Raw genomic sequence first — 14,993 nt, 5'->3', positions numbered from 1 at the left:
TGATAATCGCGGGAGAAGGCTCTCAATTCAAGATTGATTTCGCAGGTCTCCCCGCGACATATGTTTCCACGATCGCTCGGTCGTCGCCCATCGTCTGCAACAGGAATAGCTCCTCGGGCAGCGTTTTCACCACCTCCATCTTCAGCGCCATGGCCGGCGTAGTGGCGGCGTTGAGGATGGTGAGATCGGCGTCGGTGCCGGGTTCTAGGGTGCCGATCTTGTCGGCGAGCGACAGGGATTCGGCGTTGCCGAGCGTCATGTAATAGTAGCTTTCCAGCGGGTTCAGGCGTTCGCCGAGGAGCTGCTGGATCTTGTAGGCCTCGTCCATGGTGCGCAGCATCGAATAGCTGGAGCCGCCGCCGATGTCGGTGGCGACGCCGATGCGGACGGGCTTTTCGCGGCGGGCCAGGGCTTTTAGCGGGAAGAGGCCGGAGCCGAGGAAGAGGTTGGACGTCGGGCAGTGGACGGCGACAGCACCGGCCTCGCTCATGGCGTCGGCTTCGCGCTCTGACAGGTGGATCGCGTGGCCGAACAGGCTTTTCGGGCCGAGCAGGCCGTAGCGGGCATAAATGTCGGTATAGTCGATCGCGTCCGGATAGAGCTCGCCGGTGAATTTGATCTCGTCGTGGTTCTCGGAGAGATGCGTCTGGATATGCAGATCAGGAAACTCGCGGGCAAGGGCGGCGGTGGCCTCCATCTGCTCAGGCGTCGAGGTGATGGCGAAGCGCGGGGTGATGGCGACGTGGTTGCGGCCCTTGCTATGCCAGTCGGCGATCACCTGGCGGGTTTCGTCGTAACCCATCTCAGGCGTGTCGAGCAGGCCCTGCGGCGCGTTGCGGTCCATCATCACCTTGCCGCCGACCATCCGCATGTCGCGGCGCAGGGCTTCGGCAAAGAAGGCGTCGGTGGAGGTCTTGTGCACGGAGCAATAGGCAACCGCCGTCGTCGTGCCGTGGCGGATCAGCTCATCATAGAAATGGGTGGCGATGCGCTCGGCGTGGGCGCTCTCAACAAAGCGGCATTCCTCGGGGAAGGTGTAGGTGTTCAGCCATTCCAGCAGGTTCGCGGCATAGGAGGCAATGACCTGCATCTGCGGGAAATGCAGGTGCATGTCGATGAAGCCCGGCAGGATTAGATGCGGCCGGTGATCGACTTCGGCAACGTCTGCCGGTGCTTTCGCCTTGACCTCGGCATAGGGGCCGACAGCGGCGATAACGCCGTTTTCGATCAGCAGGCCGCCATCGCTTTCGTAAGTATAGCTGCCCGTGTCATCAAGGCTTTGCGGCGCGCGCTTGAAGGACAGCAGGCGGCCGCGCAAAAGGGTGGTCATTGGTCTTTTTCTCCGACGGAGCTTTCGAACCAGGCGACCAGCAGCTTGCGTTCCTCCGGCGTCACTTCGGTGACATTGCCGGGAGGCATGGCGTGGCTGCGGCCGGCCTGGATATAGATCTCGCGGGCATGCATAGCGATTTCTGCGTCGTTTTCCAGCTTTACGTCCTTCGGTGGGCGCACAATGCCCTCATAAACCGGCTCGGCGGCATGGCACATCGAACAGCGTGTCGAAACCATCTGCTTTACCGCCGGGAAATGTGCATCTGAGGCAAACTGCTGGAAGGCGGGCGCCACGGCTTCGGCGTCCTTCTCGCCAGTCAAGATCTTCGGCACGGTGGAAAGCCACATGATCAGGATGAAGAGGATGACGGTGACGATCCAGGTCCAGGTCGGTCGGCCCTTGCGGGCATGCGTCGTGTTGAACCAGTGGCGGATGGTGACGCCCATCAGGAACACCAGCGCGGCGATGACCCAGTTGTAGGCGGTGCCGAAGGCCAGCGGATAGTGGTTCGACAGCATGAAGAAGATGACGGGCAGCGTCAGGTAGTTGTTATGGAGCGAACGCTGCTTGGCGATCGCGCCGTACTTCGCGTCGGGTGTTCGTCCGGCAATGAGATCGGCGACCACGATGCGCTGGTTCGGCATAATGATGAAGAAGACGTTGGCCGACATGATCGTCGCCGTGAATGCGCCGAGATGCAGAAACGCGGCCCGGCCGGTGAAAAGATGGGTATACCCCCAGGCCATGAAGACCAGCACGACATAGAGCGCCGCCATTAGGCCCCAGGTGTTCTTGCCCAGCGGCGATTTGCAGAGCAGATCGTAGACGATCCAGCCGACGGCAAGCGAGGCCAAGGATATCAGGATAGCGACGGGGACGCTGACATCGAGCACATGCCGGTCGATGAGGAACAGATTGGCACCGCCGTAATAGACGATACAGAGCATCAGGAAGCCGGAGAGCCAGGTGAAATAGCTCTCATATTTGAACCAGGTCAGGTGTTCCGGCATCGAGGCGGGGGCCACCAGATATTTCTGGATATGATAGAAGCCGCCGCCATGCACCTGCCACTCTTCGCCATAGGCGCCGGGTGGAAGATGGGCGCGCTTCACCAGCCCGAGATCGAGCGCGATGAAGTAGAAGGACGAACCGATCCAGGCGATGGCGGTGATGACGTGGAACCAGCGGGCAGCAAAGGCCAGCCATTCCCACGCGATGGCATATTCATACATTCAGTTCCCCTTTTTCTTCCTCCGACTCGACACATTGCAAAATGTTGGGGACGGAGGAAAGAGGGGAGTTTGATATGTCAGGGAAAAGCGACACTCTTGTCGTGCGTTCGGTTCGCATTAGATCAGAATATGGCGAGCTATGAAACGCCATCGGCTGCTTTGAGCGGACTGCGTCCGCGGCAGCCGTCCACTTCGACGGAGAATTGCCCATGCGTGGTATTCTGGCGTTCGTATTCTTTCTTTTTGCTACCGCGGCCCTGGCGCATGATGCGCCTTCCGGCTGGGCTTATGATCCCTACTGTTGCAGTGGCGACAGCAAGACTGGCGATTGCGAGATGATCCCGTCCCGCACGGTCACCGTTATCCCCGGTGGCTATCGGATCATGCTGCAACCGGGCGATCACCGCTATGTGACACACGCCCATATCTTCACGCTGCCGCAGGGCAAGACGATGCGTTCGCCGGATGGGTCCTATCATCTCTGCCTGTTTCCGGACGAGAACACACCACGCTGCTTCTACGCGCCGGACATGGCTTATTGAGCCTTATTCCAACGGCATGCCGAATTCGCCAAGAATCCAGTTCCTGAAGGCACGGATTCTCGGCGTGTGGCGCCTGCTTTCCGGATAGGCAATCCAGTAGTCCGAGCTATCGCTACAGAGAATATCGAACGGCTGGATCAATCGGCCACGGGCGAGGTCGTCAGCGTAGAATTCGGGTGTCAGAATCGCCACGCCCTGTCCGGCGATGGCGGCGCTTGCTTCGAAGGATTGCGCGCCGAGCCGGCTTCTCGGCCTGCCCTGCAGGCCGGGATCAGGCACCTCAGCCGCCTGGAACCATTGCTCCCACCAGGGATCGCCGGCGTCGATGATCCGCAGCTTGAGAAGGTCGGCCGGTTCGTGGACGCCGCCGATGCTGGCTGCCAGCTCCGGACTGAGCATCGGCGTGAAGTTCACTTTCATCAACAGATGGGCACGTAGCCCCGGCCATGTTCCGCGGCCGCTGCGAATAGCGATATCGGCCGGGTCGCGAGAGAAGTCGACGAGCTTGCCCGAGGTGGCGAGCCGGACGGCGACATTCGGATGCTGCAGTTGAAACGAGCCGAGATGTCGAGCAAGCCATTGCGACGCGAAGGTCGGCGTCGAATCGATGAGGAGCGTGGTCTCGGCGTCGCCGCTGACAGAAGCCATAGCCTCCTGCAGCAGAGCAAAAGCCTCGCTTACCTTCGGCGCCAGTTGCTCTCCGGACTCGGTCAACTCGATCTGCCTTGGTTTCCGCAGGAATAGCGGCTCGCCGATATTCCCCTCCAGAAGCTTGATCTGATAGCTGACGGCCGTCTGCGTCATGCCCAGCTCCTCGCCGGCGCGGGTAAAACTGCCGAGCCGGGCGGCGGCCTCGAAGACGCGGAGTGCGTTCAGCGGAAACTGTTTCGACAGCTTCATGGATAAGCTCTCTTTATGTATGCAGACGAACGTTCGATTGGAATTTCAGCATTTTCGGGAGCAACGTGCAATCCATATCATCGATTGGATTGAGGTGTTGTCATGAACTACCATGCTGTGGAACAGGTGAATATCGCAAGGCCTTCCGTTTTGGTCCGCATGTTGGAAACCTTGGCGCAGGTCTTTCCCGGACGGACGGCGTCTTTGCCGCGTCTTGATCTGGATGAGATGCCCGAGCAGATCAAGCGGGATCTCGGGTTTCTCGATGGGCGCGCGCCGCACTACGAAGATAGTCGAATGCGGTAAGCCGTAAACGCAGTCAACAGCTCGGCCGCCGTCATGGCGGCGATGACTTCCGGGCGCTTGTCCTTCACCGCCCCGCCGCCGATCGGCAGCGTCAGCCGGTCGAGCGAAGTCCTGTCGCCGCCCTCGCGGGCAAGCCAGTGCGCGAAAGTGGCGCGCTTGGTCGCCGAGCCGATCATGCCGATATAGGCGAGATCGGTGCGTGCGAGCGCCTGTTGGGCGATCAGGAAATCCAGTGCGTGATCATGGGTCAGGATGACGACGGCCGCGCCGGCCGGAATATCCGCTATCAAGGCTTCCGGCATGGCGACGAGACGGGCTTGGATATCCGCAGGAAGCTCGTCCAGCTCCTCCTGCCGCGTTTCGATCACCGTGGTGACCATCGGTAGCGGTTTCAGCGCGATCGCCAGGGCACGGCCGACATGGCCGGCGCCGAAGAGATAGACTTCCGGCCAGTCGCCGCTTTCGTCCCGCAGTCGTCGTTTCAGTGAGTCGATCGTCTCCGGCGTCGCTGGCCGGCAGCGCAGTTGCGTGCGGCCGCCGCAGCATTGGCCGATCTCGGGACCGAGTGGGATATCCATCAATTCGATGCCGCCGGTGCCTGCCAGCATCTCACGGGCATTGCCGATAGCCAGATACTCGAACTGCCCGCCGCCGATGGTGCCCCAGATATGATCCGCCGAGACCAGCATGAAAGTGCCGGTCTCGCGCGGGGTGGAGCCTTGCGTGCCGGTGATTTCTATCAGGATGGTGTGCAGGTTTTGGGAGAGGAAGGTTTCGAGGGGGAGCATGATTTAGTTGCTCCCGAGGGTGAGGAGTCCCTTCTCCCCCTCGGGGAGAAGGTGGCCGATAGGCCGGATGAGGGGGACGAGGAGCGTAGCGACGAGTATACTGAGCACAAAAGAAGGATAAGTTGGAGTTTGCCGCGCTACCCCCTCATCCGCCCTTTGGGCACCTTCTCCCCGAGGGGAGAAGGGAGTGTAGGCCACCTCCCCAACCATCACATCCCCTTCAACCGCTCGACCGCCATCAGTACCCGTTCCGGTGTTGCCGGTGCATCCAGCCTCGGGCAGACGCGGTAGTCCGCGACGCTGGCCACCGCCATCGACAAGGCTTCGAGAACGGAAATCGCCAGCATGAAGGGCGGTTCACCGACGGCCTTGGAGCGGCCGATGGTGGCCTCGGCATTTTCGGACCACTCGGCGAGGCGGACGTTGAAGATCTTCGGCCGGTCGGAGGCGAGCGGGATCTTGTAGGTGGATGGTGCGTGGGTGCGCAGCCGGCCCTTGGCGTCCCACCAGAGCTCTTCCGTGGTCAGCCAGCCCATGCCCTGCACATAAGCGCCCTCGACCTGGCCGATATCGATCGCCGGGTTCAGCGAGCGGCCGACATCGTGGAGGATATCGGTGCGGTCGATCAGATATTCGCCGGTCAGCGTGTCGATCGAGACTTCGGAGACGGACGCGCCGTAGGAGAAGTAATAGAACGGCGTGCCGCGACCGGCCTTGCGGTCCCAGTGGATCTTTGGCGTTTTGTAGAAGCCGGCGGCAGAGAGTTGCACGCGGGCGAAATAGGCCTGCTTGATGAAATCCGGGAAGGGGATCTCGCTATCGGCGACGCGCACGCGGTTCGGCAGGAACTGCACTTCTTCTGCCCCGACGCCCCATTTCTCGACGGCGAAGGCGACGAGCCTTTCCTTGATTTGCCGTGCGGCGTCGAAGGCTGCCATGCCGTTGAGGTCGGAGCCGGAGGAGGCGGCGGTGGCGGATGTGTTCGGCACCTTGCCGGTCGTGGTCGCGGTGATCTTCACCCGGTCGATATCGACCTGGAAGCTGTCGGCCAGTACCTGCGCCACCTTGGTATAGAGGCCCTGACCCATTTCGGTGCCGCCATGGTTCAGGTGGATCGAGCCGTCCTGATAGACATGCACCAGCGCGCCCGCCTGGTTGAAGGCGGTGAGCGTGAAGGAGATGCCGAACTTCACCGGCGTCAGCGCGATGCCCTTGCGGATGAAGCGGCTGGAGCGGTTGAACTCGATGATGGCGTTGCGCCGGGTCTGATAACCGGCGGATTCTTCCAGTTCATCGACGATGCGGTGGATGATGTTGTCCTCCACCTCCTGATGATAGGGCGTCAGCGTCCTGCCGGAACCGGGCTGGCCATAGAAATTGGCGCGGCGGATCTCCAGCGGGTCCTTGCCGAGCGCATAGGCGATTTCTTCGATGAAGCGCTCGCCGCCGACCATGCCCTGCGGGCCGCCGAAGCCGCGGAAGGCGGTGTTGGAGACGGTATGCGTCTTCAAGGGTTTCGATGTCAGATGCACATGCGGATAGAAGTAGCTGGAATCCGCATGGAACAGCGCGCGGTCGGTGACCGGGCCGGAGAGGTCAGACGAGAAGCCGCAGCGGGCGGCATAGGTCGCATCGACGGCGTGGATGCGGCCGTCGTCGTCGAAGCCGATTTCGTAATCGACCAGGAAGTCGTGGCGCTTGCCGGTGGCGGCCATGTCCTCGTCCCGGTCGGGGCGGAACTTGACGGCGCGACCGAGCTTCTTGGCGGCGACGGCGGCAAGTGCCGCGAACTGGTTGCCCTGCGTCTCCTTGCCGCCGAAGCCACCGCCCATGCGGCGCACATTGACGGTGACGGCATTGGACGGAATGTTCAGCGCATGGCCGACGATATGCTGGATTTCGCTTGGATGCTGGGTGGAAGACCAGACGGTCACTTCGTCGTCTTCGCCGGGGATCGCCATGGCGATATGGCTTTCGAGATAGAAATGCTCCTGGCCACCGATGCGCATCTGCGCCTTGATGCGGTTTTTGGCATTGGCCATCTCGGTTTCCGGCTCGCCGCGTTTCAGCGTCATCGGCTCGTAGACCAGCGGCGCGCCATTGGCGAGCGCACCATCGATGTCGCTCCAATGCGGCAGATCGCGATAATCGATTTTGGCAAGGCGAGCGGCCCGGCGGGCGGCATCGCGGGTCTCGGCGATAACAGCGAAGATCGGCTGGCCGTGGAACTCGACCTTGGTCTCGGCAAGCAGCGGCTCGTCATGCATGCCGTTCGAGCTGGTGTCGTTGACGCCGGGGATGTCCTTGCCGGTAAACACCCAGACGACGCCCGGATAGGCTTTGACGGCGGAAAGATCGATGCCGGCGATGTCGGCATGGGCGCGGTCGGAGAGACCTAGCGCGCCATGCAGCAAGCCAGACGGCTCCGGCAGGTCATCGATATAGTCGGCGCCGCCCGTCACATGCTTGTGTGCCGAGTCATGCTTCTGCGACCCATGCATCGAGCCGTTGATGACCTTGCGTTCCTCGAAGGTGGATTTGTCCATGACTATGCCTCCACCGTCGCGAAACGCTTCAATTCCTGCGGCGCACCGGCGGTTTCGAGATAGAAGCGGATGAGCAGGTTCTTGGCGGTCAGTTGCCGGTATTCGGCGGTGGCGCGCCAGTCGGTGAGCGGTGTGTAGTCGGCATCGAAGGCGGGCCGTGCGGCGGTAACCGTCGTTTCCGTCCAGGGTTTGCCGATCAGTTCGGCCTCGACCGTGCGGGCGCGCTTCGGTGTGCCGGCCATGCCGCCAAAGGCGATGCGGATATCGGCGACATCACCGGCCTGATCCAGGGCCAGATAAAAGGCGCCGCAAAGCGCGGAGATATCCTCATCGCGGCGCTTGGAGATCTTGTAGACAGCGAAATGGATGTCCTCGGCGGGGTAGGGCACGAAGATGCCTTCGACGAATTCGCCGGGATTACGGTCCTGCTTGCCGTAGTCGATGAAGAAATCTTCCAGAGGCAGCGTACGGCTGCCGGCAACCGAACGCAGCTTGACGGTGGCGCCGAGCGCGATCAACGGCGGCGGCGTGTCTCCGATCGGTGACCCGTTGGCGATATTGCCGCCGATCGTTCCCATGTTGCGCACCTGCTCGCCGCCGATGCGGTTGATCAGGCTTGCGAAGGCCGGGATTTTTTCGGCAATGGCGGCGAAGGCGCGACTGTAGGTAACGCCGGCGCCGATGGTAAGGCCAGTGTCGTCCACGGTGATCTTCTGCAGGTCGGTCAGGTGATTGATGAAGACGACCGGGTCGAGCTTGCGCATCTGTTTGGTGACCCAGAGGCCGACATCGGTGGAACCGGCGACGACGGTCGCCTTCGGCTCGTCGGCGAGCACCTGCGCAAGGGCCGAAACCGAACCAGGCACGATCAGGCGATCTCCGTCGGAGGAGGTCATGCTGATCGTGTCGCCACCCTGCATGGCCCAGAGACGGGCGACGATGTCGGAGCGTGTCTTTTCCAGCGGATCGAACAGGGCGCTCGGGCGCTTCTGGCTCACCTGTTCGGCGGCTTTGACGATCGGCTCGTAGCCGGTGCAACGACAGAGATTGCCTTGCAGGCTCTTTTCGATCTGCTCTCGGCTCGGCTTTTCAGTTGTCAGCCACAGGCCGTAGAGCGACATGATGAAGCCCGGCGTGCAGAAGCCGCATTGCGAGCCGTGACAGTCGACCATGGCCTGCTGCACCGGATGCAGCGTACCGTCTTTGGCAGCCAGATGCTCGACGGTGACGACGTGGGTGGCATGCAGTGAACCGACGAAACGGATGCAGGCATTGACCGACTCATAGTGAAGTCCGCCGTCGATCAGCCGGCCGACCAGAACCGTGCAGGCGCCGCAATCGCCTTCCGCGCATCCTTCTTTCGTGCCCGTCAAATGCCGGTTGAGACGCAGGAAATCGAGGAGCGTCTCGGTCGGGCGCAGGCTGGAAATTGAGATATCCTCGCCGTTGAGGATAAAGCGAATGCTGTCGTTCATGTCGTTCCCGATTATTGTGTTTTTCAAGGCCGGATACGCGCAACGCACCCGGCCTTGGAACGAGATAACTTTTCTTCGAACCGTCATCTCATTCCATCTGTTTGGTTGAGCATGATCTTATCCAAAAACCGCTTCGCACTTTTTGGGATCATGCTCGACCGTCTATCGTTATTCCGCGGTCCAGCCACCGTCAATCGAGACGTGTGTACCGGTGATCTGGCGCGCGTCGTCGCTGGCAAGGTAGAGCGACAATGCGCCGATCTCCTCGGCCTTGACGAATTCATGCGTCGGCTGCGCCTTGAGGATCACCTCGTTCTTGACCTGCTCCTCGGTCATCCCGCGCGCCTTGGCCGTATCCGGGATCTGCTTTTCGACGAGCGGGGTCAGGACGTAGCCGGGGCAAATGGCGTTGGCCGTGACGCCGAATTCGGCAAGCTCGAGCGCTACCGTTTTGGTCAGGCCCAATATACCATGTTTTGCCGCGACATAGGCGGATTTGAACGGGGAGGCGACGAGGGCGTGGGCCGACGCGATATTGATGATGCGGCCGTATTTCTTCGCCTTCATCAGCGGCACGGCCGCGCGAATGGTATGGAACGAGCTCGACAGGTTGATGGCGATGATCTGGTCCCATTTGTCGATCGGAAAATCCTCGATCTTCTCGACATGCTGGATGCCGGCATTGTTGACCAGGACGTCGACACTGCCGAAGGTCGAATTGGCGGTCGCGATCAGGTCCGCGATCTCGGCGGGCTTGGTCATGTCGGCTGGATGGTAGATCACTTTGCCGCCACCCGATGCTTCGAGCGTGTTTCTGATGGCATCGATCTCTTCCGGCTTGCCGAAACCATTGATGACGATGTTTTCACCCTTCGCGGCGAAGGCGGTCGCGATGGCGAGGCCGATACCGCTTGTAGAACCGGTGACAACGACTGTTCTTGCCATGATCTTCTCCTTGGACGGCGCGGCGTGTTGTTGCAGCGCAATAGCGGCTTGAGGTTAGTCCCAAACCCGCGAATATGGCAATCGCACCGCTGCAAGACTCTTTTGCGACAGCATGCTTCATATATTCGCGAGCGGGAACGGGCGTTTTCGACAAAAATTTCGTTTTGCTTTCTTTTCACATTCGTTTTGCTGTCGTATCTGTTGCTTTAAAGACAGAACTATCGGGAGGAATGCATGGGCGGCTATGTCTTGGCGATCGACCAGGGAACGACCTCGACACGGGCGATCGTTTTCGACGGCAATATGAAGGTTGCAGGCGTCGGGCAGAAGGAGTTCACGCAGCATTATCCGAAACCCGGCTGGGTCGAGCATGATCCGGAGGAAATCTGGGCGTCCGTGCTGTTCACTGTCGGCAAGGCCATCACGGCGGCCGGCATCACGGCAAAAGATATCGCCGCCGTCGGCATCACCAACCAGCGCGAAACCGTTGTCGTCTGGGACCGCGAGAGCGGCAAGCCGATCCACAATGCCATCGTCTGGCAGGACCGCCGCACCGCGAGCTATTGCGACAAGCTGAAGCGGCAGGACCTGGAAAAGCTCTTCACCCGCCGCACCGGCTTGCTGCTCGACCCCTATTTCTCCGGCACCAAGCTTTCCTGGATGCTGGCCAATGTGAAGGGCGCGCGCGCCCGCGCCGCCAAGGGCGAGCTCTGCTTCGGCACCATCGACACCTTCCTGATCTGGCGGCTGACCGGTGGCAAGAGCTTCGTCACCGATGCGACCAATGCTTCGCGGACGCTGATGTATAATATCGCCAGCAATGAGTGGGACGAGGATTTGCTCGATATCCTGCGCGTGCCCGCCGCCATGCTACCGGAGGTGAAGGATTGCGCGGCCGATTTCGGCGTTACCGATGCGTCGCTTTTCGGGGCTGCCATTCCCATCCTCGGCGTTGCCGGCGATCAGCAGGCGGCGACCATCGGTCAGGCCTGCTTCGAGCGTGGGATGATGAAATCCACCTATGGCACTGGTTGCTTTGCGCTCCTCAATACCGGCACGGATATCGTGCGCTCGAAAAATCGGCTGCTGACCACCATCGCCTACCGGCTGGATGGGGAAACGACCTATGCGCTGGAAGGTTCGATCTTCATCGCCGGCGCGGCCGTGCAATGGCTGCGTGATGGGTTGAAGGTGATCAAGCGCGCTGCCGATTCCGGCGAGCTGGCGGAAAAAGCCGATCCGCTGCAGGAGGTCTATCTTGTGCCAGCCTTCACCGGCCTCGGCGCTCCGCATTGGGATCCGGATGCGCGCGGCGCCATCTTCGGATTGACGCGCAATACCGGTCCGGAGGAGATCGTCCGCGCAGCGCTGGAAGCCGTCTGCTATCAGTCGCGCGACCTGCTGGACGCCATGCACAAGGATTGGCGCAACGGCAATGGCAAAGAGACGGTGCTGCGCGTCGATGGTGGCATGGTCGCCTCCGACTGGACCATGCAGCGGCTTGCGGACCTGCTCGACGCCCCCGTCGATCGCCCCACCATCCTGGAAACCACGGCCCTGGGCGCCGCCTGGCTCGCCGGCAGCCGCGCCGGCGTCTGGCCGGACCGCGAAGGTTTCGCCAAGGCGTGGGCGCGCAACAGACGATTCGAGCCCGCGATGGACGAGAAAACGCGGAGCGGCAAACTCAAGGGTTGGAAAGATGCGGTGCGGCGGACCTTGAGCGCGGGATAAACGCCACTGAATTATCCACAGCTCACCGAAAATTTGATCGTGTAAGATTTCTTTATTTTCCTAATGCAACCCGAAGCGGCGATAGTCGATGTTACGAGCGGCCCGGCGACATCTTGTTGCCGGGATCCGCTTTCGGTGGGTTCGACTATCTCTCAGTGAACGCCTTCGGGGGTCTTAGGGCGGGGCATGACTGCTAAATTTACGGAACTGAAGAAGCATTTTTATCGGCGCCTGAAATATCGGCTTATTCGGCCGAAACCTCCCACACTCTCAGAGCCGTTCTCTGGGCCTGTTGTCGTGGTCGGATCAGCACCGGTGTCGCACAAGCCCGCGGATTTCGACGAGACCTTCCGGGTAATTACCATCAATGGCTCTCAGGTTGTCACCAAGACATGGGGCGTCGAGGCGCCCGATGTCGCGCTGGTGCAGTTCAATCAGATCGAGGGAACGAACACCAATGCCGTCGAAGTCCGGCGCGTGCTGAATGGCGAGCGGGCGAAGATGCTGTACATCCTGCTCTGGCGTGATGGGCTCAAGCGGCTCGAGGATGGGCTGAAAGCCTTCAATTATTGCTACGACAATCTCGAAATCGTCGACCGCTACCGGCGCATGGCGCTTCTCGATCGGGTTGGCGGCATGCAATGCAGCGAGCTGGGCGCCGACGACAAATGCTCGAACGGCATCAACGCCGTGCTTTTCGCGCTCTATAACGGCGCTACAGCCGTCGTCATCACCGGCATCAACCCCGATTCCGGCGGTCATGTTTACAATCAGGAAAATCTGACTCGCTTGCACATCGGCAAGGACAGAGAAATCCTGTTGCGGCTGATCGAGCGAGGCTATCCGGTCTTCACCGCCGACCCGGCAGTCGCGCAGTCCCTCGGCCTGCCGCTCTGGGAGGGCAAGGCCCGCGCCCGGCAGATATCCGAAGCCCATGCGAAGGCTGCGCGGTCGGTTTCAAAAGCGGCTGGCGTCTTGACCCCGTCGCTCGGCTGACGAACTAGTCATTCGATCGAAGGCTGCCACCTGTCATCATTCCATGCCAGAATTGCGGCATGGAATCACTGGATCATGCAAAGACCAATCGGGTTTTGACGCCGCCGCCATTGCGGCCGGGCGATAAAATCCGTTTCGTCTCTCCCGCAAGTCCGCCCGACAGGGATAGGGTTCTGAGGCACGCCGAAATACTGAGAGGCTGGGGGCTTCGTGTCGATTTCGGCGAGCATGCCTTTCACAAGCGTGATTATCTTGCCGGGACCGATGAGGAGCGATTGGCGGATTTTGATGCCGCGCTTCGCGACCCCGAGGTTCGGGCAATCTTTACCACGGGCGGTGGCAAGGGATCGTACCGGATCGCTGATCGCGTGGATTTCGTGGCTGCCCGGCGTGATCCGAAGTTTCTGATCGGTTTCAGCGATATCACCGCCTTGCATCTCAGTGTCCTGAAGCATTGCCGCGTGATCGGCATTCATGGGGCGTTTTTTGCCGGTTCCGGGGAAGAGGATGTCAGTGCAGGGACCATCAGCGCGCTTCACCGGGCACTGATGACGGCGGAGGATATCGTCATCCGATCCCGTCCGGAGGAGCCGACGGCAGCGTTGACGACGAGTGGAAGGGTCACGGGGCGGCTGATCGGCGGGCATCTCGAAACGGTGACGGCGGCGGCCGGTTGGGCCTTGCCGGACTTGAGTGGGATGATCCTGTTGCTTGAAGCTAACGGCAGATACCGAGGGCAGGTGGATCGGCAAATGACGATGCTGCGCAAGGCCGGGCATCTGGATGGTCTGGTAGGTGTCGCGGTCGGCCAGTTCACCGATTTTGAATTCGATCTCCGTTTCTCGGTCATCGATATTCTGCGCGAACATCTTGCTGTGCTCGGTGTGCCGGTCCTTGGCGGTTTGCCGCTGGGGCATGGGCGTAGCCCTGTTAGCGCCTTGATCGGCGCCGTTGCGGAGCTGGATGCGGAAACAGGGACATTGACGCTCCGGCGCTGTGGCATCTAGCTGCTCGGTTCCGTGCGTTGTGAATAGGAACGCATGCGTCCTGATGTCGCAGAAACTTGCCGGGTGCGCTTCAGCCAACGAAAAGACTTATTCACCCGGAAATTCGATGCCGACGTTTGAAACAGGGCATCGGCTATGCGTTTCATCTGGCTGCTATTCGTTGGACTGCTGTCGACCCCGGCCTTGGCGCAAACTGTGCCTTCAGCCGAGTGGACACATCTATCTCCTCAGACATCCGGATGGTCGGCGCCGAAATTGGCCGAGGCGAAGGCCTTTGCCGATGGGCACGATGTCAGCGCCGTCATGGTCGTTCAGCATGGCGCCGTCGTTGCCGAATGGGGAGATACGAGCAAGCCGATGGAATTGGCCTCCATCCGCAAGAGCCTGCTCAATTCCCTGATCGGGATTGCCGTTACGCATCATCAAATCGATCTTGGCAGTACGCTCCAGCAATTGGGCATCGATGACAAAGCCCCATCGCTGTCCGATCAGGAGAAGCAGGCGACGGTCCGGATGCTCCTGGAGGCGCGGTCCGGCATCTATCATCCGGCGCTTTACGAGACGGAGGCGATGGCCGCGCGACGGCCGCAGCGCTTCAGCCATGCGCCGGGAACGTTCTGGTACTACAACAACTGGGATTTCAACGTTCTCGGCACGATCTACGAGAAGGCAACCGGCACCTCCATCTACGATGCCTTCGAGAATGAGATCGCCCGGAAGATTGGCATGCAGGACTATGACCCGCATACGCAGCACAAGTTTTACGGGCGCGCATCGGTCCATCCCGCCTATACGTTCCGGATGAGCACGCGGGATCTTGCCCGCTTCGCTCTTCTCTTTCTGGACGGCGGACGCTGGAACGCGCAGGAGATCGTTCCCCAACAATGGGTGCGGGACAGCACCACGCCCGATTCGGATGCCGATCATGGGTTCGGATACGGGTATCTCTGGTGGACCGCGGATCGGCCGTCGGCGGCCACCGATGCAAGCGCCAATGCGTTTCGCCTTCCAACGGGCGCTTATTTCGCCTGGGGCGCGGGCGGGCAATATGCCTTTGTCATTCCTCAGGAGGATCTGGTCATTGTCGAGCGCACCGACCGCGATCTGCCATTGAAGTCTCCCCGGCTGCACCAGGTGGCCAATTTGATTGGCCTCATCCGCCAAGCCGATCATTCCCAACGATAATTTTTGA

The 14,993-nt window shown here is 60.8% G+C and carries 13 protein-coding genes; 6 read left to right on the top strand and 7 right to left on the bottom strand.

The features are described from left to right. Window positions 1-22: 22 nt before the first annotated feature. Window positions 23-1,330, bottom strand: coding sequence for a guanine deaminase (gene guaD / locus AC1RO0_RS05035; protein WP_498591807.1), 1,308 nt, complete (start codon window positions 1,328-1,330; stop codon window positions 23-25). Continuing rightward, on the bottom strand, window positions 1,327-2,565 hold the full coding sequence (locus AC1RO0_RS05030; protein WP_498591806.1) for a urate hydroxylase PuuD: 1,239 nt from the start codon (window positions 2,563-2,565) through the stop codon (window positions 1,327-1,329). The genes guaD and AC1RO0_RS05030 overlap by 4 nt, the downstream gene beginning before the upstream one ends. A 209-nt stretch (window positions 2,566-2,774) precedes the next feature. On the opposite strand from AC1RO0_RS05030, the gene AC1RO0_RS05025 reads away from it, so the two are divergent. Continuing rightward, on the top strand, window positions 2,775-3,107 hold the full coding sequence (locus tag AC1RO0_RS05025; protein ID WP_174161170.1) for a hypothetical protein: 333 nt from the start codon (window positions 2,775-2,777) through the stop codon (window positions 3,105-3,107). 3 nt (window positions 3,108-3,110) lie between these two features. Here AC1RO0_RS05025 and AC1RO0_RS05020 read toward each other — a convergent pair whose 3' ends face one another. Beyond that, window positions 3,111-4,007: a LysR substrate-binding domain-containing protein gene (locus AC1RO0_RS05020; RefSeq protein ID WP_498591805.1), complete on the bottom strand. Its 897-nt coding sequence runs from the start codon at window positions 4,005-4,007 to the stop codon at window positions 3,111-3,113. A 102-nt stretch (window positions 4,008-4,109) separates the two neighbouring features. Between AC1RO0_RS05020 and AC1RO0_RS05015 the strand changes: the two genes are divergently transcribed. Further along, window positions 4,110-4,313, top strand: a complete 204-nt coding sequence (locus AC1RO0_RS05015; protein ID WP_498592404.1) for a hypothetical protein — start codon at window positions 4,110-4,112, stop codon at window positions 4,311-4,313. Here AC1RO0_RS05015 and xdhC read toward each other — a convergent pair. From xdhC to AC1RO0_RS04995, 4 genes are all read right to left on the bottom strand, one after another. After that, complete coding sequence (xdhC, locus tag AC1RO0_RS05010) at window positions 4,289-5,101, bottom strand: xanthine dehydrogenase accessory protein XdhC (protein ID WP_498591804.1); 813 nt, start codon at window positions 5,099-5,101, stop codon at window positions 4,289-4,291. The two genes, AC1RO0_RS05015 and xdhC, sit on opposite strands and share 25 nt — an antisense overlap. A gap of 209 nt (window positions 5,102-5,310) precedes the next feature. Continuing rightward, entirely contained in the window at window positions 5,311-7,647 is a 2,337-nt protein-coding gene (gene xdhB, locus AC1RO0_RS05005; protein ID WP_498591803.1) for a xanthine dehydrogenase molybdopterin binding subunit, read from the bottom strand. Window positions 7,648-7,649: 2 nt separating this feature from the next. Next, window positions 7,650-9,122, bottom strand: a complete 1,473-nt coding sequence (gene xdhA, locus AC1RO0_RS05000; protein ID WP_498591802.1) for a xanthine dehydrogenase small subunit — start codon at window positions 9,120-9,122, stop codon at window positions 7,650-7,652. Between the two features lie 168 nt (window positions 9,123-9,290). Further along, on the bottom strand, window positions 9,291-10,067 hold the full coding sequence (locus AC1RO0_RS04995) for a 3-hydroxybutyrate dehydrogenase (protein ID WP_007694229.1): 777 nt from the start codon (window positions 10,065-10,067) through the stop codon (window positions 9,291-9,293). 234 nt (window positions 10,068-10,301) lie between these two features. Here AC1RO0_RS04995 and glpK point away from each other — a divergent pair, with 234 nt between their 5' ends. The 4 genes from glpK (at window position 10,302) to AC1RO0_RS04975 (ending at window position 14,986) form a co-directional block, all read left to right on the top strand. Next, complete coding sequence (glpK, locus tag AC1RO0_RS04990) at window positions 10,302-11,798, top strand: glycerol kinase GlpK (RefSeq protein ID WP_498591801.1); 1,497 nt, start codon at window positions 10,302-10,304, stop codon at window positions 11,796-11,798. Window positions 11,799-11,984: 186 nt separating this feature from the next. Further along, window positions 11,985-12,794 carry a membrane-anchored protein gene (locus AC1RO0_RS04985; protein ID WP_498591800.1) on the top strand — a complete coding sequence of 270 codons (810 nt, stop codon included), beginning with the start codon at window positions 11,985-11,987 and terminating at the stop codon, window positions 12,792-12,794. A gap of 59 nt (window positions 12,795-12,853) precedes the next feature. Further along, window positions 12,854-13,801 (top strand): S66 peptidase family protein, encoded by a 948-nt coding sequence (locus AC1RO0_RS04980; RefSeq protein WP_498591799.1) that lies wholly within the window; start codon window positions 12,854-12,856, stop codon window positions 13,799-13,801. A 135-nt stretch (window positions 13,802-13,936) separates the two neighbouring features. Then, complete coding sequence (locus AC1RO0_RS04975) at window positions 13,937-14,986, top strand: serine hydrolase domain-containing protein (RefSeq protein WP_498591798.1); 1,050 nt, start codon at window positions 13,937-13,939, stop codon at window positions 14,984-14,986. Window positions 14,987-14,993: the final 7 nt, after the last annotated feature.

The sequence above is a fragment of the Rhizobium sp. GW821-FHT14E12 genome, from assembly GCF_058803745.1.
This window is presented reverse-complemented; position numbering and strand designations above follow the sequence as displayed.